The 24,332-nt window shown below is 59.7% G+C and carries 21 protein-coding genes; 10 read left to right on the top strand and 11 right to left on the bottom strand.

All coding sequences use genetic code 11. From position 1 onward, the window contains the following. Nucleotides 1–295: 295 nt before the first annotated feature. Entirely contained in the window at nt 296–1,465 is a 1,170-nt protein-coding gene (locus P346_RS10805) for a DNA repair protein (RefSeq protein ID WP_032659827.1), read from the top strand. Here P346_RS10805 and P346_RS10810 read toward each other — a convergent pair whose 3' ends face one another. After that, a complete protein-coding gene (locus tag P346_RS10810) occupies nt 1,466–2,230 on the bottom strand; it encodes a siderophore-interacting protein (RefSeq protein ID WP_032659826.1) in 765 nt (254 codons plus the stop codon). It abuts the gene before it with no gap. A gap of 147 nt (nt 2,231–2,377) precedes the next feature. Between P346_RS10810 and P346_RS10815 the strand changes: the two genes are divergently transcribed. After that, nucleotides 2,378–2,872, top strand: coding sequence for a PadR family transcriptional regulator (locus P346_RS10815; protein WP_032659823.1), 495 nt, complete (start codon nt 2,378–2,380; stop codon nt 2,870–2,872). On the opposite strand, the gene P346_RS10820 is transcribed toward P346_RS10815, so the two are convergent. Beyond that, nucleotides 2,869–4,428, bottom strand: coding sequence for a methyl-accepting chemotaxis protein (locus P346_RS10820; protein ID WP_032659820.1), 1,560 nt, complete (start codon nt 4,426–4,428; stop codon nt 2,869–2,871). The genes P346_RS10815 and P346_RS10820 overlap by 4 nt on opposite strands. Nucleotides 4,429–4,764: 336 nt before the next feature. After that, complete coding sequence (locus P346_RS10825; RefSeq protein ID WP_032659819.1) at nt 4,765–6,285, bottom strand: methyl-accepting chemotaxis protein; 1,521 nt, start codon at nt 6,283–6,285, stop codon at nt 4,765–4,767. Nucleotides 6,286–6,720: 435 nt separating this feature from the next. On the opposite strand from P346_RS10825, the gene ygjG reads away from it, so the two are divergent. Then, nucleotides 6,721–8,100, top strand: a complete 1,380-nt coding sequence (gene ygjG, locus P346_RS10830; RefSeq protein ID WP_032659817.1) for a putrescine aminotransferase — start codon at nt 6,721–6,723, stop codon at nt 8,098–8,100. A gap of 36 nt (nt 8,101–8,136) precedes the next feature. Here the strand turns inward: ygjG and P346_RS10835 are convergent, their stop codons facing one another. Further along, on the bottom strand, nt 8,137–8,739 hold the full coding sequence (locus P346_RS10835; RefSeq protein ID WP_032659813.1) for a helix-turn-helix domain-containing protein: 603 nt from the start codon (nt 8,737–8,739) through the stop codon (nt 8,137–8,139). A gap of 42 nt (nt 8,740–8,781) precedes the next feature. Here P346_RS10835 and P346_RS10840 point away from each other — a divergent pair, with 42 nt between their 5' ends. Both P346_RS10840 and P346_RS10845 read left to right on the top strand, forming a co-directional pair. Beyond that, on the top strand, nt 8,782–9,468 hold the full coding sequence (locus P346_RS10840; RefSeq protein WP_032659810.1) for a B3/B4 domain-containing protein: 687 nt from the start codon (nt 8,782–8,784) through the stop codon (nt 9,466–9,468). A gap of 12 nt (nt 9,469–9,480) precedes the next feature. Beyond that, entirely contained in the window at nt 9,481–10,329 is an 849-nt protein-coding gene (locus P346_RS10845) for a dihydrodipicolinate synthase family protein (protein WP_032659808.1), read from the top strand. A 258-nt stretch (nt 10,330–10,587) separates the two neighbouring features. Here P346_RS10845 and lsrG read toward each other — a convergent pair whose 3' ends face one another. Genes lsrG through lsrA form a run of 6 tightly spaced genes read right to left on the bottom strand, consistent with a single transcriptional unit; the run spans nt 10,588 to nt 16,273 of the window. After that, nucleotides 10,588–10,881: a (4S)-4-hydroxy-5-phosphonooxypentane-2,3-dione isomerase gene (gene lsrG / locus P346_RS10850; protein WP_008503162.1), complete on the bottom strand. Its 294-nt coding sequence runs from the start codon at nt 10,879–10,881 to the stop codon at nt 10,588–10,590. Then, on the bottom strand, nt 10,878–11,765 hold the full coding sequence (lsrF, locus tag P346_RS10855) for a 3-hydroxy-5-phosphonooxypentane-2,4-dione thiolase (RefSeq protein WP_029741387.1): 888 nt from the start codon (nt 11,763–11,765) through the stop codon (nt 10,878–10,880). The genes lsrG and lsrF overlap by 4 nt, the downstream gene beginning before the upstream one ends. A gap of 11 nt (nt 11,766–11,776) precedes the next feature. Further along, complete coding sequence (gene lsrB / locus P346_RS10860) at nt 11,777–12,778, bottom strand: autoinducer 2 ABC transporter substrate-binding protein LsrB (RefSeq protein WP_023333523.1); 1,002 nt, start codon at nt 12,776–12,778, stop codon at nt 11,777–11,779. 1 nt (nt 12,779) lies between these two features. Beyond that, nucleotides 12,780–13,757 (bottom strand): autoinducer 2 ABC transporter permease LsrD, encoded by a 978-nt coding sequence (gene lsrD, locus P346_RS10865; RefSeq protein WP_032659805.1) that lies wholly within the window; start codon nt 13,755–13,757, stop codon nt 12,780–12,782. Next, on the bottom strand, nt 13,758–14,789 hold the full coding sequence (lsrC, locus tag P346_RS10870) for an autoinducer 2 ABC transporter permease LsrC (RefSeq protein ID WP_032659803.1): 1,032 nt from the start codon (nt 14,787–14,789) through the stop codon (nt 13,758–13,760). Then, nucleotides 14,786–16,273 (bottom strand): autoinducer 2 ABC transporter ATP-binding protein LsrA, encoded by a 1,488-nt coding sequence (gene lsrA / locus P346_RS10875; protein ID WP_032659800.1) that lies wholly within the window; start codon nt 16,271–16,273, stop codon nt 14,786–14,788. The genes lsrC and lsrA overlap by 4 nt, the downstream gene beginning before the upstream one ends. Before the next feature lie 215 nt (nt 16,274–16,488). On the opposite strand from lsrA, the gene lsrR reads away from it, so the two are divergent. The 3 genes from lsrR to P346_RS10890 all read left to right on the top strand — a co-directional run bounded on the left by lsrR (nt 16,489) and on the right by P346_RS10890 (nt 21,287). After that, on the top strand, nt 16,489–17,457 hold the full coding sequence (lsrR, locus tag P346_RS10880; RefSeq protein WP_010435856.1) for a transcriptional regulator LsrR: 969 nt from the start codon (nt 16,489–16,491) through the stop codon (nt 17,455–17,457). Nucleotides 17,458–17,491: 34 nt separating this feature from the next. Next, nucleotides 17,492–19,087 carry an autoinducer-2 kinase gene (gene lsrK, locus P346_RS10885; RefSeq protein ID WP_032659797.1) on the top strand — a complete coding sequence of 532 codons (1,596 nt, stop codon included), beginning with the start codon at nt 17,492–17,494 and terminating at the stop codon, nt 19,085–19,087. Between the two features lie 178 nt (nt 19,088–19,265). After that, nucleotides 19,266–21,287: an NADPH-dependent 2,4-dienoyl-CoA reductase gene (locus P346_RS10890; protein ID WP_032659795.1), complete on the top strand. Its 2,022-nt coding sequence runs from the start codon at nt 19,266–19,268 to the stop codon at nt 21,285–21,287. A gap of 104 nt (nt 21,288–21,391) precedes the next feature. Here the strand turns inward: P346_RS10890 and rlmG are convergent, their stop codons facing one another. Next, nucleotides 21,392–22,528, bottom strand: coding sequence for a 23S rRNA (guanine(1835)-N(2))-methyltransferase RlmG (gene rlmG / locus P346_RS10895; protein ID WP_032659793.1), 1,137 nt, complete (start codon nt 22,526–22,528; stop codon nt 21,392–21,394). Nucleotides 22,529–22,611: 83 nt separating this feature from the next. Here rlmG and P346_RS10900 point away from each other — a divergent pair, with 83 nt between their 5' ends. Together P346_RS10900 and P346_RS10905 are read left to right on the top strand one after the other, a co-directional pair. Next, nucleotides 22,612–23,115: a YgjP-like metallopeptidase domain-containing protein gene (locus P346_RS10900; protein WP_023333531.1), complete on the top strand. Its 504-nt coding sequence runs from the start codon at nt 22,612–22,614 to the stop codon at nt 23,113–23,115. A 70-nt stretch (nt 23,116–23,185) separates the two neighbouring features. Next, the gene (locus P346_RS10905; protein WP_032659792.1) at nt 23,186–24,184 is read left to right on the top strand and encodes a Gfo/Idh/MocA family protein; all 999 of its coding nucleotides are present in this window, start codon (nt 23,186–23,188) and stop codon (nt 24,182–24,184) included. The last annotated feature ends 148 nt before the right edge of the window (nt 24,185–24,332 follow it).

Raw genomic sequence — 24,332 nt, 5'->3', positions numbered from 1 at the left:
AAATGAGCGTGACGTTGGATTTTGAGGAATTCACGAATACGATTTGTACAATGAAATGCCCATGGCTATATGATGCTCCTCAGGCACGGAAAGCGCTGCGAACCCCATCGCGAAACGTGGAAGCATTGGCAGAGCGGGAACGGGAAACGCAAACCATCCTGTCTCTTTACTCACAAACCCTAAAAACTAAAGAAATCCCCCATCGCGCCGATCATCATCCGTGTGTATTATTTCCTGTAGCTTTTACAACAACTAACCTTAACTCAAATACTTAAGCGCCAAAGCGAAAGGCATCATGAGCACACCGATCAAACGGCTAGAAATCATTAAAAATGCCATTGAACTGGAAGATGACGATATCATCCAGAGCCAGCTGACACGGCTGAAAAATGAAGCGTTTGACGATGAGCTACAGGCAATCGTCGTGGCGCTTGAAAAGAAGAACTACACCGCTGCGATGGCGGCAATTACCGCCTGGCTTCAGGGCCAGCGCGCCGTGACCCAGTGGCGCGATCCGCAGGTGGCCGCCAGCAAGCTGGAGCTGAAGGCGCTGGTAGAGCGTCTGCGCGATCTGATTGACCGCCGCAACGCCCGGGTGCAGCAGCTTGATGAGTTCAACGATCTCTATTTCTCTCGCCTCGGGCCGCTGATGCAGCAGATCCTCGCCCTGCGTAAAACCCTGGCCGAGCTGAACCTGCGCCGTCAGCAGGCGGAAGCGCGTCGCCGTGAGGAAGATTACCGTCGCTGCCAGCGCTATATGGCGCAGGCGGTAGAGGTGCTGGCGACGCTCACCCAGCGCTGGCGCGATCTCCCGGCCGACTCCGTCCAGGCCGCTGAGGCGCGTAAGCATCTGGAACAGCAAAGCAATCTGATTGCCAACCTGCTGGCAGAAGCGCTGGAGCTGGAGAGCGGCTTAACGCGGGAAGAGGAGCCTGCGCGTCAGGCGCGCGACGACGCTAACGAAGAGTACGAGAAGTATCGCGAGCAGCATCACGATGCCGAAGTGCGGCTGCGCAAGGGCAGAGATCTTTCGGAAGAGGATCGGAACGAACTCAAGCGTCTCTGGCGTCAGGCGAGCAAGCTCTGCCACCCGGACCTGGTTGCAGACGATCTGAAAGAGGAAGCCAACGCGATGATGGTCCAGCTCAACCAGGCGAAGCAGCGTGGTGACGTTAAAACCATTCGCTCACTGGTGGCCCGCCTGCAGCAGGGCTTTGAGCCATTGATGGCAAGCGACAGGCTGAACGATCTGGAACGTATCCGCAAAAAAATGGCGCAGGTTCGCGAGCAAATCGACATTTTAGTGAACGAGCTGGCGGAGCTGGAGAAAGAGGAATCCTGGCTTCTGGTCTCGTCTCTGAACAATATGGAAGCTTACTTCGCTCAGCAGGAGAAAGCCCTGCACGAGGTCCGCGCCTCGCTCGAACATCAGGTGAGCGAAGCGCAGCTGGATTCCGCCGCCTGATTATTTGGCGTGCCAGTATGCGCTGGCACGCACCAGTTGAGGGTCAATCGCGTCAGTTTCAAACTGACGGCTCAGCGTCTTCACTACCTTCCCTTCCCCGGTCAGCCAGATGAAGTAATCTTCACCAGGAACGGCCAGCGCCGCCAGATGGTCCGCTACCGCCTGCTCGCTGTGGCCTACAACCCAGGTGATGTTGAATTCGCTCAGGTGCGCCAGATAGTCCTTATAAGAGTCGTCCCCGACCGTCACTACCGCATGAATTTCCGGGCGAACCGGCAGTTTAGCAATGCTCTCTAAGCGTCGGCGCAGCGCGGGCATGCCGGACTCATCGCACACGTACAGCTGCCAGGCGTAATCCTCCGGCACCACCAGCGAACCGCGCGGGCCGCCGATGGTCAGCCTGTCCCCCGCTTTCGCCTCGACCGCCCAACGGCTGGCAATGCCGCCGTCATGAACGAAGAAATCGAGCACCAGCTCATGGTTTGCCTCGTCGTATAGCGGCGTATAGTCGCGCGTCTGAGGACGTACGCCGTCTCCCCAGTCGATGCCTTCATCGGTGACCACCGGCGGCACAAACACCGCACCCGGGGCCGGAAAAAAGACTTTGGTATGGTCGTCGAAACCGCGGGAGCTAAAGCCCTCCAGCTGCTCGCCGCCTAAAACAATGCGCTGGAAACCCGCGCTGGCGCGCTCAACGCGGAGCACCGTCAGCTCGCGAAAGCGCAGGTCATTACGAACACGCTGTGGGTAACGGGTAGATGCCATTTTTAGCCCCTTCTCTGGTGAATACGATATATCTAAATCAATTTTCAAATGATAATGATTACTAATAAGCAAAAATGCAAGATCTTTTAGATTGCATCTGAATATATCTTAGATATAGTTTAGATATATCAAATTGAGAGACCTACTATGCGACACGAATACGACAGCGGCGGGCGCCGACCGCGCTTTTTCGGCCACGGCGATCTGCGGCTGGGGATTCTGGATATCCTGACCCGCAGCGCGAGCCACGGCTACGAGCTGATCAAAGAGATCGAGAATCTGACCCAGGGGAATTACACCCCGAGCCCAGGAGTGATCTATCCAACCCTGGATTATCTTCAGGATCAGACCTTTATCACCATTACGGAAGAAGAGAACGGTCGTAAGACGATTACGATTACCGCTGAAGGACAACGCTGGCTGGACGAAAACCGGGAACAGCTGGAACAGATCCAGGTGCGTATCAAAGCGCGTTCCGTCGGTTTTCAGCTGCGCAAAAACCCGCAGATGAAGCGGGCTCTGGATAACTTCAAAGCGGTGTTAGACCTGAAGGTGAATCAGGGAGAGCTCAGCGACGCGCAGCTCAAGCAGATTATCGGCGTCATTGACCGCGCGGCGCTCGAGATCTCCCAGCTGGACTAAGCCGGAGCGTGCTCGCTCACGCGGAAGACGCGTACCAGCTCCTTCAGGTGCATCGCCTGTTCGTTAAGCGATGCTGCCGCCGCGACGGACTCCTCCACCAGCGCGGAGTTCTGCTGGGTGGTGGCATCAATCAGGCCAATCGCGCTGTTAATCTGCGAGATACCTTCCGTCTGCTCGTGGCTGGCCTGGCGAATTTCGCGCAGGATCGCGTCCATCTCTTCCACGTTGCCGACCATCCCATTGATCAACGCACTCGCTTTTTCAACCAGGTTCATCCCGTCCTGGGTTTGGCTGGTAGAGCTCTCAATCAGCTCGCGGATTTCGCTGGCAGATGACGCACTCTTCTGGGCAAGCTGGCGAACTTCACCCGCCACCACCGCAAAGCCTCGACCGTGCTCGCCGGCGCGTGCCGCTTCCACCGCCGCGTTCAGCGCCAGAATATTGGTCTGGAAAGCAATGGCGTCGATCAGGTCGATAATGTCGGACATCCGGTTCGACGTCTCGTTAATCAGGCGCATTTTGCTGGTCACCTGCTTCATCATCTCGCCGTTGTTTTTGACCACCGTGGCGGCATCCGCCGAGAGGTTGGTCGCTTCCCCGGTATGCGAGGCGGTATTTTTCACCGTCGCGGTGATCTGCTCCATCGAGGCGGCGGTCTGTTCTACAGAACTTGCCTGCTCTTCCGTGCGCGCGGCCAGATCCTGGTTCCCGGCGACAATCTGCGCGGCTGCGCTGGAGATATTCTCCGAGCCGGTTTGCACCTGCTGCACAATGTCCAGCAGTCGCGTTTTCATCTCCATTAGCGCATGCAGCAGCAGACCCGTTTCGTCTTTGCCGTGTGGCGTGATGCTGCCCGTGAGATCCCCCTCAGAAATGGCTTTTGCAAAATGCACCGCCTCGCCGAGCGGACGAGTGATAGCGCGCACGATAAACCAGCCAATCAGGCTGCCTGCCGCGACGCTAAAGAGCGTGAGCAGGATCAGCAGCAGGCGGTTAGACCTGAAATCCCCTTCCACCTGCGCGCCTGCACTCTGCATCTCGCTGTTTTGAATGGTAATCAGCTCCTTCACCTTCGCTTTATAAGCCTGCTGCACGGCGAGAGTGGTGGTCATCATCTCCTGAATAGCGCCCGCACGATTGTTGTTCTGCACCGCCTGCAAAATGCGGTAGCGCGAGTCCAGATACTGCTGGCGCACGCTGCGGATTTCCGCCAGCACCTGCTGAGACTTTTGATCCTGCAGCGCGTTGTTCAGCTCGCCCAGGATCACCGTGATGTGCTCGCTGATCTCTTTCAGGCGCTGCTGAGATTGCCCCGTGTAAGTGCCCTGCTCGTCCAGCAGCATCAGCTGTTGAGTGCTAATAAATTCCTGGAAGTTATCGATTAACTGGTTTGCTTTTACCGTGGTCGGATAATCGCTGGTAATAATCGATTGCATCCCGTTATTCGCCCGGTTCAGGCTCAGCAGAGACAGGCCCGCACTGATGGCCATCAGGACAATAAAGAACCCGAACGCCAGAAATAATTTCGTGCCGATCTTTACGTCATGTAAGAACATATTTTCTCCATCGATGTGATTATTTCTCAGACGATCGCTGTTATCGGTAACGATTTCGCTAACTTTATGAGTTTGATCGTTTTTTTATTTCATAACCCCCGCAATGCATAGGTGTAGACTATTAATAAGGCCTCATCGATCGTTACCAGACCGTCAAACGGGGTATTTTCGAAATAGCATTCTGAAGAACTGACTTAGGCAGGAATAAATAACTGAGGCACTTTCTTTAGTTATTTAATATTGAATTAACAATAAAATACATTAATAGTCACAACCAGAAAATAAAAAGCCGTTTATTCCTTACGAAATAAACGGCTTTTTCGGAACATTATTGACTCAATGAAGCACGGTCACCGCATCCTTAAGGCGTCCGGCGCGGTGCTTCACCATCGCAGAAATGTGGGCGCTCTCCTCGACCAGGTCGGCGTTTTTCTGCGTGATGCTGTCGAGTTCGGCTACCGCGCGGGTCAACTCTGACAGTCCGGTTGCCTGCTCGGAGGTCGCGTGGCTGATCTGGGCGATAAGCTGCGTCACGTTTTTCACCTGCTCGACAATATCATCCATCGTGCGGCCTGCGGCGTGAACCTGCTCAGAGCCGGACTGCACCTTGCTGGCGCTGGCATCAATGAGTTTACGAATATCATTGGCGGCACTGGCGCTTCGGCTGGCGAGATGGCGCACTTCGCCCGCGACCACGGCAAAACCTTTTCCCTGCTCTCCTGCCCTTGCCGCTTCAACCGCCGCGTTCAGCGCCAGAATATTGGTCTGGAAAGCGATATCGTTAATCAGGGAGGTAATCGAGCCAATCCGCTGCGTGCTGTCGGCAATGTCATCCATGGTTTTGACCACGGTCTGCATCACGTTGCCCCCTTTCGTCGCCGCGCTGCTCGCGGCCACGGAGAGTTTATCCACCTCGGCGGCGGTTTCAGAGTTACTCTGAACGGAAGCGGCCATCTGGTTCATTGTTGCAACGGTCTGCTGCACGTTCGCCACGGTCTGGCGCGTGCGATCGTTCAGGTCTTCATTTCCCTGCGCCAGCCTGTCGCTGCCGTCACGGACGCTCACCACCTGGCTCGAGACGTCATTGATTAACCAGCGGCACATCAGGCCCAGCTGCCCGACCGCGCGCAGCGTCAGCCCCAGCTCGTCGCTGCGGTTCAGATGCTGCACGCTGTTGCGCTCCCCGGTTGCGACCTTCAGCGCCTGTCGCGCCACATCCTCTACCGGGCGGACAATCTGTTGCTCAAACAGCAGTGTCCCCAGCAGCATCACCAGCGCGGCCGCGGCGAGCGGCATCCACCCGGCGGAGGTCGCGATCAGCGTGGCGGCGAGAACGGCAAAAAGCGTCGCCATCACGCCACGCACGCGCCAGCGCAGCGGCATTGCCGGCAGTTTGCCCAGCCAGCCTTTTCCAACCACCAGCCCCTTGTGCACACGTTTCTTACAGCTCCCGTCGTTCAGCGCCCGGTAGAGCGGCTCCACGGCGGCAATCTCTTCCGCTGTGGCTTTGGTGCGAATGGACATATAGCCCGTCACCTGCCCGCGGCGCACCATCGGCACCGCATTCGCACGCACCCAGTAGTGGTCGCCGTTTTTGCGCCGGTTTTTGACAATTCCGCTCCACGGCTCGCCCTGTTGCAGCGTGTACCACATATCGGCAAACGCGGCTTTTGGCATATCGGGGTGGCGCACCATATTGTGCGGCTGGCCCGTCAGCTCATCGAGCTGATAGCCGCTCACCTGCACAAAGGTGTCGTTGGCGTGTGTGATGTAGCTGTGGACGTCTGTGGTAGACATTAAGGTGGTGTCATCGTCCAGAGGATATTCATTCTGGGTGACATAGGTTGGAGAGGACATCGTGGGCATCCCTTGCAGGTTATTTGAATGTTAATTTTGTGGGTCAATGTTTTTTCGGCGGTAAACAATTTATCTTTAGTTGTTAAACTTGATGAAGATCGCAGATTTCACTTAAACCATACTTTTTGTACAATTTTATAATTCATTGATTTAAAATACTTTCACTAAGAAATTACCTATAAAGCATGACCTATTAATGCCCACTTAAGTTGCAGCAACTGCACTTCTTTAGTGCAGCTGCGCTTTTCCGCCCTCATTTATCCTCTCTTTCCTGTACCGCTAAATCCCGTTTCGGTTGCTCCGGCATGATTAAATATTGTGCAACATTATTTTAACCTGGCGTTTATCCCGATTTTCGTTAAGTCATCTGAAGTGGCGTAATCCCTGCAATACTTAATCCAGTATCATGTGATACGCGATCCCCGGGAGCACATTTTGAACAGGTTACCTTCCAGCGCCTCGGCTCTTGCCTGTACCGCGCACGCACTGAATCTCATTGAGAAGCGAACGCTCGATCATGAGGAGATGAAACAACTTAACCGAGAGGTCATCGATTACTTTAAAGAGCACGTCAATCCAGGTTTTCTGGAGTATCGCAAATCTGTTACCGCCGGCGGGGATTACGGAGCCGTAGAGTGGCAAGCGGGAAGTCTGAACACGCTTGTCGACACCCAGGGACAGGAGTTTATCGATTGCCTGGGTGGTTTTGGTATCTTCAACGTGGGGCACCGTAATCCAGTTGTGGTTTCCGCCGTACAGAATCAACTTGCGAAACAACCTCTCCATAGCCAGGAACTGCTCGACCCGCTTCGCGCCATGCTCGCGAAAACGCTGGCGGCCTTAACGCCCGGCAAGCTAAAGTACAGCTTCTTTAGCAACAGCGGCACGGAATCGGTCGAAGCGGCAATTAAACTCGCCAAAGCGTACCAGTCGCCGCGCGGGAAATTCACCTTTATCGCCACCAGCGGCGCGTTCCACGGTAAATCTCTGGGCGCACTGTCTGCTACCGCCAAATCCACCTTCCGCAAACCGTTTATGCCGCTGCTGCCGGGCTTCCGCCACGTGCCGTTTGGCGACATCAGCGCCATGCGCACCGTGCTGAGCGAATGCCGTAAAACCGGCGATGACGTGGCAGCGGTGATCCTGGAGCCGATTCAGGGCGAAGGCGGCGTGATCCTCCCTCCGCAGGGCTATCTGCCCGCCGTGCGTCAGCTGTGCGATGAGTTTGGCGCGCTGCTGATCCTCGACGAAGTCCAGACCGGGATGGGGCGCACCGGCAAGATGTTTGCCTGCGAGCACGAAAACGTTCAGCCGGACATTCTGTGCCTGGCGAAGGCGCTCGGCGGCGGCGTGATGCCGATTGGCGCGACGGTGGCCACCGAGGAGGTCTTCTCGGTGCTGTTCGACAACCCGTTCCTGCATACCACCACCTTTGGCGGTAACCCGCTGGCCTGTGCGGCCGCGCTGGCAACCATCAACGTGCTGCTGGAGCAAAACCTGCCCGCGCAGGCGGAGCAGAAAGGCGATATGCTGCTGGACGGCTTCCGTCAGCTAGGCCGGGAGTATCCGGACCTGGTGCAGGACGCGCGTGGGAAAGGGATGCTGATGGCGATTGAGTTTGTTGATAACGAAACCGGCTATAGCTTCGCGAGCGAGATGTTCCGACAGCGTGTGCTGGTCGCCGGAACGCTCAACAACTCGAAAACCATCCGCATAGAACCGCCGCTGACGCTGACGATTGAGCAGTGTGAGCAGGTGCTGAAAGCGGCGCGTAAAGCGCTGGCAGCGCTGCGGGTGAGCGTGGAAGAGGCGTAATCAACGCCGGGTGGCGCTACGCTACCCGGCAGTTTTTTATCGGTGAAACTCCGCCACCGTCATGGTGAAGCGAAGCATGGTATCGCCTTCATTGGCGTAGCCGTGCGCCGCTTCCGTTTTCGCCACCGCCGATGCGCCAGCGTTAACCTGGGTCACCGTCTCGTCCACCGTCAGCGTTAAAACGCCTTCGTTCACGTGCAGCAGCTCACAGGTTCCCGCCGGGTGCCCCGGAGAGGTGAAGCACTCCCCCGGCTGCATTTCCCACTGCCATAATTCAATCATGTCCGGGCCTGCCGTACCCGCCAGCAGTCTGGCGCGTCCACCCTGTGCACCCTGCCACAGCACCGGGATCGCCGCTTCTTCGATAACATGCACCAGCGGCTCGCTGGAGACGTTGACGATATCCGCCACGGAGATGCCGAGCGCGGCGGCCAGCTTGCACAAAATGGCGATGCTGGGGTTGGCTGCGCCCTTTTCGATCTCCACCAGCATCCCTTTGCTGACGCTGGCGCGGCGGGACAGCTCGTCCAGCGACAGCTTTTTCTCTTTACGCCAGTTGCGGATGCGGTTCGCTACGGCCAGGCTTACCTGGGCAACATCGGCACCCGAATCAGTCATTATATTGACTTTCTCAGTCATTGGTCACTACCATGGTATAAAACAGTCAATACAGGATTATTTATGTCTCTCGTTACGCCGTCAATAGATTCGCATCTTGCCGGGATCGCTCCGGGCTTTCGGGCGCTGAGCATTCTGGTTGAAGCTGCGCCGATTACTCACCCGGAGGTTGCCGCCGCCGCGCTGGCGCAGGCCTGCCAGCAGATGTTGAATGATGATGTGCCGTGGGCTGATGCACACCTTTCAGACTGGGATGAGGTGTTTAAAGCCTTCGGCGCGAAACCGAAACGCACGCCCTGTTCCGCTGCGGCCCTGCGCAAGCGGGTACTGAAAGACGGTTCGCTGCCGTCGCTGGATCCGGTCGTGGATATCTATAACGCGGTGAGCATTCGCTATGCCATCCCGGTGGGTGGGGAAAATCTCGCGGCGTACACGAGTGCGCCGCGTCTGACGCTGGCCGACGGCAGCGAGCCGTTTGATACCCTCAAAGAGGGCCAGCCGGTGGTGGAATACCCGGATGCTGGCGAGGTTATCTGGCGCGACGACCTCGGCGTCACCTGCCGCCGCTGGAACTGGCGACAGGGGGTGCGTACGCGCCTGGACAGCCGGGCGCAATCTATGTGGTTTATTCTTGAAAGCCTACCGTCGATGCCGCTTGCGGCACTGGAAGAGGCAGGAGAAGAGCTCATCAACAACCTGCAGCGGCTGATGCCGGGGGCAACGGCTCGGGTTCAGCTTCTGACGCTGTAAGAGGACAATACGATGTTTCACGGGTTAAGCGCGTTTCCGTTAACGCCCCTGAGAGAGGGGACGTTTGACGAGCACTCCTTCATCAATCTTCTGCGCCCCGTGGTCGACGCTGGCGTGGATTCACTGGGCATTTTGGGCTCAACGGGAAGTTATGCCTATCTGACCGTTGAAGAGCGCGGTCAAATTACACGCTGCGCGGTGGCGCATGCTGATGACATTCCGGTCATCGTCAGCATCGGCGCATTACGGCTGGACGATATTCTGCGTCTGGCTGACGACGCGCAATCGGCAGGTGTCTCCGGCGTGCTGCTGGCACCCGTGTCGTACCAGCGATTAACGGAAGATGAAGTATTTAATCTGTATGAAACGGTGACCCGCCAGCTCTCCGTACCGTTGTGCATTTATGATAATCCCGCCACCACCGGTTTTTCGTTTAGCGATGAACTGTTATTTGCCGCCGCGGCCCTGCCGAATATAGGGTCCATAAAGCTTGGCCGCGTGCCGGAGAACCTGTTGCAGGTACGCGCTCGTCTTCCTGAAAACGTCACGCTGGGCATCGCCGGTGACTGGCGAGCGGCCTCCGCCCTGCAGGCCGGGTTTGACGTCTGGTACTCGGTTCTCGCGGGGTTGTTCCCTCAAACGGCGCTGGCGATTGCACGTTCGAAAGAGTCGGCACAATCCGAGCGGCTGGAGCCGCTGTGGGAATTGTTCCGTCGATACGGCAGCTTACGGGTGGTAGCGGCAGCGGCAGAGATGCTGGGGAAAGTGGAAACACCCGCGCTTCCCTTCCCGCTTCAGGCTCTTCAGGGTGAGCCGCGCGAAGCGCTTGCTGCGATACTTGCGGATCTGGCTCTGGCCTGAACAACGCCGGGTGGCGCTCGCGCTTACCCGGCCTACAAAATCAACACAGCCTCGCCCCCGTAGGCCCGGTAAGCGTCAGCACCACCGGGTAAACACCGCACCATCCCGTACCCGTAGGCCCGGTAGGCGTCAGCACCACCGGGCAAACACCGCACCATCCCGCACCCGTAGGCCCGGTAAGCGTTAGCGCCACCGGGCAAACACCGCACCATCCCGTACCCGTAGGCCCGGTAAGCGCAGCGCCACCGGGCAAATCCGCTACTCCGGCAACAGCCCCACAAAACTGCGTTTCTTACGCGGCTCTGACATCAATTCCTCAAGCTTATCCACGCACGCCAGATAGTGCGGGGTTTGCTTGTGCGCCAGCACCGCCTCCTCATCTTTATAGGCCTCGTAGATAAAGAACCGGGTTTTCACCCTCGGGTCCTGTAATACGTCAAAGCGCAGGTTTCCCGGCTCCTGGATTGCCCCCTCGTGGTTGGCGCGAAACACCTCCAGAAACTCGTCCACCCGCTCGGGCTTGATGTTGATTTCAACCAGCGTCACGTTCATTTTGCTTCTCCCTGTTTCTCTTCCTGCCAGAACTGGAACGCATCGCGGGCATTCCAGTTCTCGTGAACCACTTTTTTCACCGCCTTCAGCATGGCGAGCGGCGCGCTGGACTGGAAGATGTTGCGCCCCATGTCCACGCCCGACGCGCCCTGGTCAATCGCCCGCCAGCACATCTCCAGCGCCTCGTGCTCCGGCAGCTTTTTGCCCCCGGCGATGACAATCGGCACCGGGCAGCTGGCGGTCACTTTTTCAAAGCCCTCGTCCACGTAGTAGGTTTTGACGAACTGCGCCCCCATTTCGGCGGCGATGCGGCTGGCGAGCGAGAAATAGCGCGCGTCACGCGCCATCTCTTTGCCCACGCCCGTCACCGCCAGCGTCGGCATGCCGTAGCGCGCGCCCGCATCGACAAGCTTGATGATGTTGTTGATCGACTGATGCTCAAACTCGCTGCCGATGTACACCTGCGCCGCCACCGCGCAGACGTTCAGGCGCAGGGCGTCCTCCATCGCCACCGCCACGCACTCGTTCGACAGCTCGCCCAGAATCGAATTACCGCCGGAGGCGCGCAGCACCACCGGTTTGTTCGTCGCGGCTGGCACCTGGCTTCTGAGGATGCCGCGGGTACACATCAGCACGTCGGTTTCACCAAACAGCGGCGCGATAGAGAGATCGATACGCTCAAGGCCGGTGGTCGGCCCCTGAAAGTAGCCGTGGTCGAAGGCCAGCATCACCGTGCGGTTGCTCTGCGGGTTGAAGATGCGCGCAAGCCTGGACTGCATGCCCCAGTCCAGCGAGCCGCAGCCCTTCAGGGTGTAAGGCACGTTCTGCTGCGGCGTGCCGATGCCAAAATCCTTGCCGTCTTTGATGTCGTCTAAATCAGCCATTTGCTCCCCCGTCAGAAATCGTATTTGCTGATGTTCTCTTTGGTGAACACCACGCGCTCCGGCAGCAGCACGATGCCGTTGCCCTTCGCCTCATACTGGTAGCCCTGCACGCTGTTCGGCTCGACCTTCAGCGCGCCGATATTTTTTACGTCCACGCTGTCGCCCACGTTAAGATCGCCTTTTTTCAGCAGGCGATCGGCGACATTGACCGCAATTTTGCCCTGTTGTACGACATCCCACAGTCCGAAGGCTTTCACCGTGCCGCGCTCAACGTACGGACGCATCACGTTCGGCGTGCTGAATCCGACAATCGCCACCCCTTCGCGCTTCAGGTTTTCTGCCGCCTGCGCCGCCGCCGGCAGCGCGTTGGCGTCCGGGGCGATGATCGCATCCAGATCCGGATACGCTTTTAAGATCCCTTCGGCGGTCTGCAACGATTTGGTGGCGTCGTTATAGCCAAACTGGGTCGTCACGACCTGCCACTGGGGGTGATCTTTCTCGATTTTGGCCTTCGCCTCTTTCACCCACTGGTTCTGGTCGGTAACGGTGGGGCTTGAGTAGAAGAACGCCACTTTAGCGTTCGGTTTGGTGACCTGCTTGCCCGCCATCTCCACCAGCAGGCCGCCCAGCTGCTCCGGCGTCCCCTGGTTGATGTAGATGCTGCGGCACTCCGGTTTGGTGTCGGAATCCCAGGTCAGGACCTTGACGCCGCGCTGCATCGCGCGCTTGAGCGCCGGGCAGAGACCGTCCGGCGACACGGCGGAGACGATGATGGCGTTATAGCCCTGGTTGACGAAGTTATTGATGAGCTGCACCTGGCCGGAGACGCTCGGCTCGGTCGGGCCGTCGTAGGTCACGTCCACGCCGAGGTCTTTCCCCGCCTCTTTCGCGCCGTTGCCGCCGCTGGTGAAGAAGCCCACGCCCACCAGCTTCGGAATAAAGGCAATGCGGTCCGCCGCCTGCGCCGAGGCGAAGCTGAGGGCCATTGCCAGGACGAACAGTTTTGTTTTCATCTTACGCTCCGGATAGTTTTCTAAAGAGAGAACGCACCCACTCGCGGTGCAGACTCAGCGAACGTCCCATCACCACCACAACCAGCAGCGCCCCTGACAGCGCGCTCGACACCTGGTTAGGGATACCGACCATCTGTAAACCCTGCTGCAGGTAGCCCACCAGCAGCGCCGCCAGCGCCGTACCGACAACCGAACCTGACCCGCCGTAGATATTGGCCCCGCCGAGCACGGCGGCGGTGAGCGCAGGCATCAGCAAATCGCGCCCCAGATCCGAACGCGCGGAGCCGAAATAGGAGACCATCACCAGCGCGGCAATCGCCGATGCCACGCCCACCAGCCCGTACAGCGCGTAGGGAATGCCGTTCACCGACAGCGCCGCATAGCGCGCCGCGCGCGGGTTTTGCCCAATCAAAAACAGATGACGACCAAAGCGCCCGCGGTGGGTAATCAGCCAGAAGAAGACGGTAATCACCGCGAACAGCACCAGCGGGATCGGCAGACCCAGCACCGTGAGGTTTGCGAACGCCGTGAAGCCGTCCGGAAAGCCGCCGATGCCCTCATAGCCCGTCGCGCCCGCCATGCCGGAGAGCAGCAGCGCGCCGCCGCCGTAGAGGTAGAGCGTGCCGAGGGTGATAACCAGCGGGCTGATGCCGGTGTAGTGAATAAGCGCGGCATTAAATAATCCGCACAGCAGGCCGAGCAGCAGCGTCAGCGGAACGGCGACCGCCATCGGCCACCCCGCCTGCATCATCACGCCCAGCGCGATGGCGCACAGGCCGATGGTCGAGCCGAGGGAGATGTCGATCCCGCCGCTGATGATGACCAGCGTAAGCGGCAGCGCCACGATGCCGATGCAGATGAAGTCGCTGGTGCTGAACAGCAGCATGTTGACGTCGAGCATGCGCGGGTTGATGGCGCCAAAGAGCAGGATCTCCAGCACCAGTAAAATCAGCAGCGCGCTTTCCCAGTTAAGCCTCATTTACGCCACCTCTTTTTTGCGTTTGGGAAACGGGGTGACGTGCTTTCCCCCTTTGTTACCCGGCTGGAAGCGGCCGTACTTCAGCGCCCGCTGATGGCGCGCCAGCGCCTGGCGCAGGCGCCCGTCGAGCACCAAAACGCCCAGCAGCACCAGCCCGGCGATAAAGTCGTTCCACCAGGCAGGGAGCCTGAACAGCACCAGCACGGTGTCGATTTGGGTCAGGAAGAAGGCACCGAGCAGCGCGCCAACCAGCGTGCCCGTGCCGCCCAGCAGCGAAACCCCTCCGAGCACGCAGGCGGCGATGGCCTTCATCTCCAGCCCGCTGCCGGTCTGGTTGGGCACAAAGCCAATCTGCGCGGCAAAGACGATGCCGGCGCAGGCCGCCAGCATGCCGTTCAGGGTAAAGGCAATCATGCGGGTGCGGTTCACCGCCACGCCCAGCTGGCGCGCGGCGGCGAGGTTATCCCCCACGGCGTAGAAATCACGACCGAACGCGGTGCGCGACAACGTCCACGCGCCTGTGGCCGCGATAATCAACACCAGCATGCCGAGCGGCGAAATGCCGACGGCGGCTGGCTCAGATAGGGATTTCAGCCCCGGCGGCAGCCCCTCAATCCACTTTCCGCCGGTCCAGAGCAGCATCGCCCCGCGGTACAGTCCCAACGTACCGAGTGTGGCGACAATCGCCGGGATACGCAGCCCCACCACCAGAAACCCGTTGAACGCCCCGGCCAGCGCCCCAATAGACAGCGCGAAGAGAATGGAAACCGGCAGGCTGTAGCCGCTATTCAGCGCCACGCCGACGGCGATGGCGGACAGCCCAACGATGGAGCCCACGGACACGTCGATATTGCGGGTCAGCATTACCAGCGCCGCGCCGATGGCCAGCAGGATCAGGATCTGCGAGCTGGCGAAAATCATCCCCAGCGTCTGTAAACTCAGATAGGATGGATTCAGCGCCACCAGCACGGCGAACAGCGCCAGAATCGCGAGAAACGCGCTCAGCTCGCGGTTTTTGAGTAAGGTCTTCATGATTGCCCTCCGAACGCCAGCGCCATCATCCTGTCGAGGCTGACGGCGTGGCGCGGCAGCTCGCCGCTGAGCACGCCCTGATGCATCACCAGCACCCGGTCCGCGAGGCCCGGGAACTCGTCGAGATCGCTTGAGATCATCAGCACCGCCACGTTCTGCGCCGCCACGCTTTTTATCAGCTGGTAGATATCGGCGCGCGCCGAGACGTCCACGCCACGCGTCGGTTCATCGACGATCAGCAGTAAAGGATTGGCCTCCAGGCAGCGCGCCAGCAGCACCTTCTGCTGGTTGCCGCCGGAGAGCGTGCGCACGGTTTGATCCGCATGGTTGAGCTTGATCCCCAGCGCCCGGTGATAGCGCTCCACCACCGCCGACTCCCGCTTGCGCTGCTGCCAGATAGACGGCTCGTTCAGCGCCACGGTGTTCCAGCGGATCGGCGCGTCGAGAAACAGGCCGGACACCTGCCTGTCTTCCGGCAGGTAGACCAGCCCTTTTTCCAGGCGTGAACTTACCGGCTCGCCGGTGATCTCCTGATTCTCCAGCCAGACGCGGCCGCCGCGCACGGGACGCAGGCCGTAGAGCGTTTCCGCAAGCTCGGTGCGCCCGGATCCCACCAGCCCGGCCAGGCCGACGATCTCCCCGGCGTAGATCTCAAGGCTAAGATCGATAAACCCTTCTCCGGTGAGATCGTCCACCCGCAGCACCGGGAAATCCTGCGGCTGGGTGCGGCGGTTGCCCGGCAGCGCCAGCCACAGCTTTTGCGTATCGCTGAGGGATTTCTCCCGGCTTACCGGCGTCATGGCGGCGATCAGGGCGCCGTCGTCAAACTGCGCGGTTTCGCCGCTCAGCACCACCGCGCCGTCGCGCATCACCGAGACGTGGCTCGAAAGCATGCGAATTTCCGGCAGCTTGTGCGAGATAAAGACAATCCCGACGCCGAGCGCCTGCAGGGCACGGATCTGGCGGAACAGCCGCTCGGTTTCGCCCGGCGTGAGGGAGGCCGTGGGTTCGTCGAGGATCAGGATCCTGGCATTGCGCATCAGCCCGCGCAGGATCTCCACCATCTGCTGATCCGCCACTTCCAGGGTGCTGGCGGCGGCGTCGAGGCTAAGCTGGCACTGCAGCTGCTGGAGCTTCTCCGCTAGCCGCTTTTCCAGATCGCGCTCGCGCGGCAGGCGGAACAGGATGTTTTCCCGCACCGTCAGGTTGGGGAACAGCAGCGGCTCCTGCGGCACCAGGTAAATGCCTAACCTGTGCGCCTGCACGGGCGTGAGCCGCGCATATGACTGCCCCTCGACGGAAAGTTCACCGCCGTCCGGCATTTCGACCCCGGCGATGATCTTCATCAGCGTCGATTTTCCCGCGCCGTTTCCGCCCATCAGGGCGTGCACCTGGCCCGCAAGCAGCGTGAAATCAATGCCTTTTAGAACCGGCACGCCTGAGAACTGCTTGCTGATATTCCGCGCGTCGAGAAGTGAGGTCATCATCGCTCCGCTATTGAACAAATGATTTTTAGATTTAATAATGTTCAAAAGCGTAGACGGTGAACTATATTTACAACCGTGCAGGGATCACAGTTTTATCGATTGAGATACAGATAAACCAGAAACGATCTAAAAGATCCGTTTTGTCGCGTGGCTCACACTTTCCCTTCGCGCCATCACGAACATATGATCTAAATTTTTATAAGAGTTCAACTATGAGCGATAAACGCACTGCGGAAGAAGGACGGTTTGCCGGGCTGGCACTGGCGGAAGAGGAACTCGTAGCGCGCGTGGCCTGGTGCTACTACCACGACGGGCTGACCCAGAACGACATCGGCGAGCGGCTCGGGCTGCCGCGTTTGAAGATTTCTCGCCTGCTGGAAAAGGGCCGTCAGTCCGGGGTGATACGCGTGCAGATCAACTCCCGCTACGAGGGCTGCCTGGCGCTGGAAACCGAGCTACAGCAGCGCTTTGGCCTGAAGCTGGTGCGCGTGATGCCCGCGTTAAATACGCCGCCGATGAACGTGCGGCTCGGCATTGGCGCGGCGCAGTCGCTGATGGGCGTGCTGGAGCCCGGCCAGCTGCTGGCGGTGGGGTTTGGTGAAACCACCATGAGCAGCCTGCAGCACCTGAGCGGCTTTATCAGCTCGCAGCAGATCCGCCTGGTGACGCTCTCCGGCGGCGTCGGGCCGTATATGACCGGTATCGGCCAGCTGGACGCGGCCTGCAGCGTCAGCATGATCCCCGCCCCGCTTCGCGTGTCATCCGCCGAGGTGGCCGGGATCTTAAAACGCGAGACCAGCGTGCGGGACGTGATCCTCGCCGCCACCGCCGCCGACGTCGCCGTGGTCGGCATTGGTTCGGTTAACCAGCGCCGTGACGCGACGATACTGCGTTCCGGCTACATCAGCGAAGGTGAACAGCTGATGTACGCCCGCAAAGGCGCGGTCGGCGACATTCTCGGCTATTTCCTCAATGCCGAAGGGGAATGCGTTGAGGAACTGGAGATCCATAAAGAACTGCTGGGCGTCACGCTCGATGAACTGGCGCAGCTGCCCACCATCGTTGGCGTGGCCGGAGGGGAAGAGAAAGCCGATGCGATTTATGCCGCACTGAAGGGTCGCCGTATCAATGGCCTGGTGACGGAGGAGACGACAGCCCGCGCGGTGCTGGCCCTGACGTAACGGGGTTGCCCTGCGCTAACAACGAGGCAAGCTCATGAGTTACCTTTTAGCGTTAGATGCAGGGACAGGCAGCGTTCGCGCCGTTATTTTCGATTTACAGGGCAACCAGGTTGCCGTCGGCCAGGCCGAGTGGAAGCACCTGAGCGTGGAGAACGTGCCGGGGTCGATGGAGTTCGACCTCGAGACCAACTGGCAGCTGGCCTGCCGGTGCATTCATCAGGCGCTGGAGCGCGCGCGCCTGAGCGCGGCGGACATTCAGTCCGTCGCCTGCTGCTCGATGCGAGAGGGCATTGTGCTCTATGACCGCAACGGCGAGGCCATCTGGGCCTGCGCCAACGTCGACGCCCGCGCCAGCCGCGAGGTGGCCGAACTCAAAGAGATCCACGACGACCGCTTTGAATCCGAAGTGTATGAGGTTTCCGGCCAGACGCTGGCGCTGAGCGCCATGCCGCGCCTCCTGTGGCTGGCGCACCATCGTCCGGATATTTACCGCAAGGCCGCGACCATCACCATGATCAGCGACTGGCTGGCGGCGAAGCTCTCCGGCGAGCTGGCGGTCGACCCGTCTAACGCGGGCACCACCGGCATGCTGGATCTCTTCTCCCGCGACTGGCGTCCGGCGCTGCTCGACATGGCCGGGCTGCGCGCCGATATCCTCTCCCCGGTGAAAGAGACCGGCACCGTGCTGGGCGCTATCACCAAAGAGGCCGCGCAGCAGAGCGGCCTGCGCGAAGGTACCCCGGTAGTGATGGGCGGCGGCGACGTGCAGCTGGGCTGTCTGGGGCTGGGCGTGGTCCGCGCCGGGCAAACGGCGGTGCTGGGCGGCACCTTCTGGCAGCAGGTGGTGAACCTGCCGCAGGTGCGCACCGACCCCGAGATGAACATCCGCGTGAACCCGCACGTTATTCCCGGCATGGCGCAGGCGGAGTCGATCAGCTTCTTTACCGGGCTGACCATGCGCTGGTTCCGCGACGCCTTCTGCGCGGAGGAAAAGCTGATTGCCGAGCGGATGGGGATGGACACCTACTCCCTGCTGGAAGAGATGGCGAGCCGCGTACCGGCTGGCTCCCACGGGGTAATGCCGATCTTCTCCGACGCGATGCATTTTAAGCAGTGGTACCACGCCGCGCCGTCGTTTATTAACCTCTCCATCGACCCGGAAAAGTGCAACAAAGCGACGCTGTTCCGCGCTCTGGAGGAGAATGCGGCGATCGTCTCGGCCTGCAACCTGGCGCAAATTTCACGCTTCTCCGGCGTGACGTTTGAGAGCCTGGTGTTTGCGGGCGGCGGGGCCAAAGGCGCCCTGTGGAGTCAGATTTTAAGCGACGTCACCGGCCTGCCGGTGCGCGTGCCGGAAGTGAAAGAGGCGACGGCGCTCGGCTGCGCCATCGCGGCAGGTGCTGGCGCGGGGCTGTTTGCCGATATGGCCTCAACGGGCGAGCGCCTCGTGAAGTGGAGCCGCGAGTTCACGCCAAACCCGCAGCACCGCGAGCTGTACGACGGCATGATGCAGAAATGGCAGGCGGTGTACGCCGACCAGCTTGGGCTGGTGGACAGCGGGCTGACGACGTCGATGTGGCAGGCACCGGGGCTAGTGCGGACATCCCCCTCACCCCGGCCCTCTCCCTGAGGGAGAGGGAGATTACGTCCCCTCTCCCCGTGGGAGAGGGTTAGGGTGAGGGCATCAGGCCACACCAATATTTGAATTCCATCACAATCACTGCATTCGCCTTTTCCCTTTTACTCCCCGCTGGCTAAATTAGTAACTCATCCGACCACATAACAATAATTTTACACTGGAAGAGACTATGAGCCGCTACCCGTCGTTATTCGCCCCTCTCGATCTGGGGTTCACCACCCTCAAAAACCGCGTGCTGATGGGCTCGATGCACACCGGGCTGGAGGAGCATCCGGACGGGGCCGAGCGTCTGGCAGCCTTCTATGCCGAGCGCGCCCGACACGGGGTGGCGCTGATTGTCACCGGCGGCGTTGCCCCTGCGCCTTCCGGCGTGGGCATGGAGGGCGGCGCGGTCCTGAACGATGCGTCACAGCTGCCGCACCACCGCATTGTGACCGACGCGGTACACCGCGAGGGCGGCAAAATCGCCCTGCAAATCCTGCACACCGGACGCTACAGCTATCAGCCGAACCTGGTCGCGCCGTCGGCTCTTCAGGCACCGATTAACCGTTTTAAACCTCACGCCCTCACCCACGATGAGATCCTGGCATTGATTGACGACTTCGCCCGCTGCGCGGCGCTGGCCCGCGAGGCGGGCTACGACGGCGTTGAGGTGATGGGTTCAGAAGGCTACCTGATCAACGAGTTCCTCGCCGCCCGCACCAACCAGCGCGACGACGAATGGGGCGGCGACTATGCCCGCCGGATGCGCTTTGCCGTGGAGGTGGTGCGCGCGGTGCGCGAACGCGCGGGCGCGGACTTTATTATCGTCTTCCGCCTGTCGATGCTCGACCTGGTGGAAGGCGGCGGGACGTTCGACGAAACCGTGCAGCTGGCGCAGGCGATTGAAGCCGCAGGTGCCACGATTATCAACACCGGAATTGGCTGGCACGAGGCGCGCATCCCGACCATCGCCACGCCGGTGCCGCGCGCGGCGTTCAGCTGGGTAACGCGCAGGCTGAAGGGCAAAGTGTCTGTTCCGCTGGTGACCACTAACCGCATTAACGATCCGCAGGTGGCAGACGATGTGATTTCGCGAGGCGACGCAGATATGGTGTCGATGGCGCGTCCGTTCCTGGCGGATGCCGAGCTGCTGTCCAAAGCGCAAAGCGGCCGTGCGGACGAGATTAATACCTGCATCGGCTGTAACCAGGCCTGTCTGGATCAGATCTTCGTCGGCAAGGTCACCTCCTGTCTCGTCAACCCGCGCGCCTGCCATGAAACCAAAATGCCGGTCGTTCCGGCGGTAAATAAAAAACGCCTGGCCGTGGTGGGCGCAGGCCCGGCGGGGCTGGCGTTTGCGATAAATGCCGCCTCGCGCGGGCACAGCGTGACGCTGTTTGATGCGCTGGCGGAGATTGGCGGGCAGTTTAATATCGCCAAGCAGATCCCCGGCAAAGAGGAGTTCTATGAAACCCTGCGCTACTACCGCCGGATGATCGAGCTGACGGGCGTCGATCTGCGGCTTAACCAGTTTGTCAGCGCGGCGGATCTGATCGGTTTCGATGAGGTGATCCTGGCGAGCGGGATCGTACCGCGCCTGCCGGCGATCGAAGGTATCGATCATCCGAAGGTGTTGAGCTATCTGGACGTATTGCGAGACAAAACGCCGGTTGGCGAGAAGGTGGCGATTATCGGCTGCGGCGGGATCGGCTTTGATACCGCCATGTATTTAAGCCAGCCGGGCGAGGCCACCAGCCAGAACATTGCCGAGTTTTGCGTGGAATGGGGTATCGACACCAGCCTGAATCAGTCCGGCGGATTGCGCCCGGAAGGGCCGCAGCTGCCGAAAAGCCCGCGCCAGATCGTGATGCTGCAGCGTAAGGCCAGCAAGCCGGGCGAAGGGCTGGGCAAAACCACGGGCTGGATCCACCGCGCCACCCTGCTCTCACGCGGGGTGAAGATGATCCCGGCGGTCAGCTACCAGAAGATCGACGACGAGGGTCTGCACGTTACGATCGGCGGCGAGCCGCAGCTGCTGCGTGTGGATCATGTGATTCTATGTGCCGGGCAGGAGCCAAAGCGCGATCTGGCGGATCCGCTGCGCGAAGCAGGTAAAACGGTGCATTTGATCGGCGGGTGCGACGTGGCGATGGAGCTGGACGCGCGGCGGGCAATTGCGCAGGGGACGAAGTTGGCTCTGAGTATTTAACGGCATCGCCCGGTGGCGCTTCGCTTACCGGGCCTACGGGTTCGAGGCCGTTGTAGGCCCGGTAAGCGAAGCGCCACCGGGCATCAGGCCGCACATCCCCAATCTTAACGACGACGTCCCAGCTTCACCGCTTTCAGCACCACGAACTTGTTATTGGTCGCAATGGTGACGCAGTTGCCGAAAATCTTCTTCAGCTTGTGGAAGTAGTCCAGGTGGCGGTTCGCCACGATGTACAGCTCGCCGTTGATTTTCAGGCAGCGGCGCGCGTGGTGGAACATTTCCCACGCGACGTTATCCGTCAGGGCGTGCTTCTGGTGGAACGGCGGGTTGCAGAACACGGCGTTGAAGCGGAACGGCTCTACGCCAGACAGCGCGTTGTTGATCATAAACTCACAGCGGTCCAGCGCTTCCGGCATGTTGATTTCCACGTTCAGACGGCTGGAGGCCACCGCCATCGGCGACTCGTCGCTGAACACCACGCTGGCGTCCGGGTTCTTCGCCAGCAGCGTCAGGCCAATCACGCCGTTGCCGCAGCCCAGATCGACAATCTCACCTTCCAGATTTTCCGGCAGATGTTCTATAAAGAAACGCGCCCCGATATCCAGCCCGGTGCGGGAGAAGACGTTCGCATGGTTGTGGATGGTCCAGTCGGTGCCTTCCAGCTTCCAGCTCAGGGTCTCCGGCGCGTCGGCCAGCTCCGGCGCGCTGAAGGTGCAGTTAATCAGGCGCGCTTTTTTCCACGCCAGCGTCGTGGTGGTCGGGCCGAGGACTTTTTCGAACAGCTCCAGCGTCGAGGTATGAATATCGCGCGCTTTAGCACCCGCGATGATGCGCGTTTCCGGCGTCACCACTTTACGCAGCGCACGCAGCTGTTGCTCCAGCAGCGCCATGGTTTTTGGCACTTTGATCAGCACCACGCCCGGCGCCTGCGGGTAGTCCGCGGTGCTGTCGAGGAACTTCACGCTGGACTCTTCGATGTCGTTATGGCGCAGGTTTTCACGCGTCGCCAGCTCGCTCAGGTAGGAATCGCCGATGCTGTATGGCGTGTGCTCCGCCAGGGCGCAGCCCAGCGCGCCAAACGCGTCATTCAGGATCAAAATCGGGCCGCGGATTTCAGTCTCATCCAACTGCTGCAGCAGATATTCATCCGCCGCTTCCCACGCCATGAGCGGGTTAACGTCGTCCGTTTCCGGGAAACGTTTAAGGTTGAGTGAACGGAAACCGTTGTCTAAGTGGCTCATCGGCCCTCCTGAATGGTAAAATTTGGCGTATCCCTGAAAAGGGTGCGTGAGTATACCCGTTTTATTGTCGATTTGGGGCGTTGATGAACCAACTTACTTATCTCCAGGGCTATCCGGAGCATTTACTGACTCAGGTTCGCAGCCTGATTGCCGAGCAGAAGCTCGGCGCGGTGCTGGAAAAACGCTATCCCGGCACGCACGATTTCGCGACCGATAAGGCCCTCTGGCAGTATACGCAGGATCTGAAAAGCCGGTATCTGAAGAGCGCGCCGCCGATCAACAAGGTGATGTACGACAACAAGATCCACGTGCTGAAAAACGCGCTCGGCCTGCACACTGCGATTTCACGCGTGCAGGGCGGCAAGCTGAAGGCGAAGGCCGAAATCCGCGTCGCGACGGTTTTCCGTAACGCGCCGGAGGCGTTTCTGCGGATGATCGTCGTCCACGAGCTGGCGCACCTGAAGGAGAAAGAGCACGACAAAGCGTTCTATTCCCTGTGCTGCCACATGGAGCCGCAGTACCACCAGCTGGAGTTTGATACCCGGCTATGGCTTACGCATTTATCGTTAAATGGTAATGCGGAATAGCGCACGCGAATTGTCATGATGACGTGCTACAGTGGCTAAAGGTTCCCCGCTACGGAGTACGTAAACGTTTATGATACGTTTCGCAGTCATTGGTACGAACTGGATCACGCGCCAGTTCGTCGACGCCGCCCACGAAACCGGCAAACTTAAACTTACCGCAGTCTATTCCCGCAGCCTTGAGCAGGCGCAGAGTTTTGCCAACGACTACCTCGTTGAGCATCTCTTCACTTCGCTTGAGGACATGGCGCAAAGCGACGCCATTGACGCGGTGTATATCGCCAGCCCGAACTCCCTGCACTTCCCGCAGACAAAGCTGTTCCTCAGCCATAAAAAGCATGTGATTTGCGAGAAGCCGCTGGCGTCAAATATCCAGGAAGTGGAAGCGGCCATTGCGCTTGCCCGCGAAAATCAGGTGGTGCTGTTCGAAGCGTTCAAAACCGCCAGCCTGCCGAATTTCCTTCTACTGCAGCAGTCCCTGCCGAAAATTGGCAAAGTGCGTAAAGCCTTTATCAACTACTGCCAGTACTCGTCGCGCTACCAGCGCTATCTGGACGGCGAGAACCCGAACACCTTTAACCCGGCCTTCTCGAACGGCTCGATTATGGATATCGGTTTTTACTGCCTGGCCTCCGCCGTGGCGCTGTGGGGCGAGCCGCACGGCGTGACGGCCACCGCCAGCCTGCTGGAGAGCGGCGTGGATGCGCACGGCTTAGCGGTGCTGGACTACGGTGATTTCAGCGTCACGCTGCAGCACTCCAAAGTCAGCGATTCCGTGCTGCCGAGCGAAATTCAGGGCGAGGCGGGCTCGCTGGTTATTGAGAAGATCTCCGAGTGTCAGAAAGTGAGCTTTGTGCCGCGCGGCGGCAAAGCGCAGGAGCTGACGCAGCCTCAGCATATTAACACTATGCTCTATGAGGCAGAGGTCTTCGCCCGTCTGGTGGAAGACAACGAAGTGAATCACCCTGGCCTGGCGGTGAGCCGCACCACGGCGAAGCTGCAAACGGAGATCCGCCGTCAGACCGGCGTGGTGTTCCCGGCAGACGGCGTGAGCGCGGAAGCTATCGCGTAAAGCTGTGTAATGAAACGGCGCAGACCATTGACGAAACCAATGGTCTGACATATTTTGTTACCTGCAAAGGGGAGTAACTTCTTCGCCGGTGGATCGTCATTACGATGCGTTAATCACGCATCCGGTCGCCGGGCAACCCTCGTGGTTG

Source organism: Enterobacter sp. DC1 (assembly GCF_000568075.1).
Taxonomy (GTDB): domain Bacteria; phylum Pseudomonadota; class Gammaproteobacteria; order Enterobacterales; family Enterobacteriaceae; genus Enterobacter; species Enterobacter asburiae.
The sequence above is the reverse complement of the archived record's forward strand: the minus strand, read 5'-3'. Positions and strand labels throughout refer to the sequence as shown.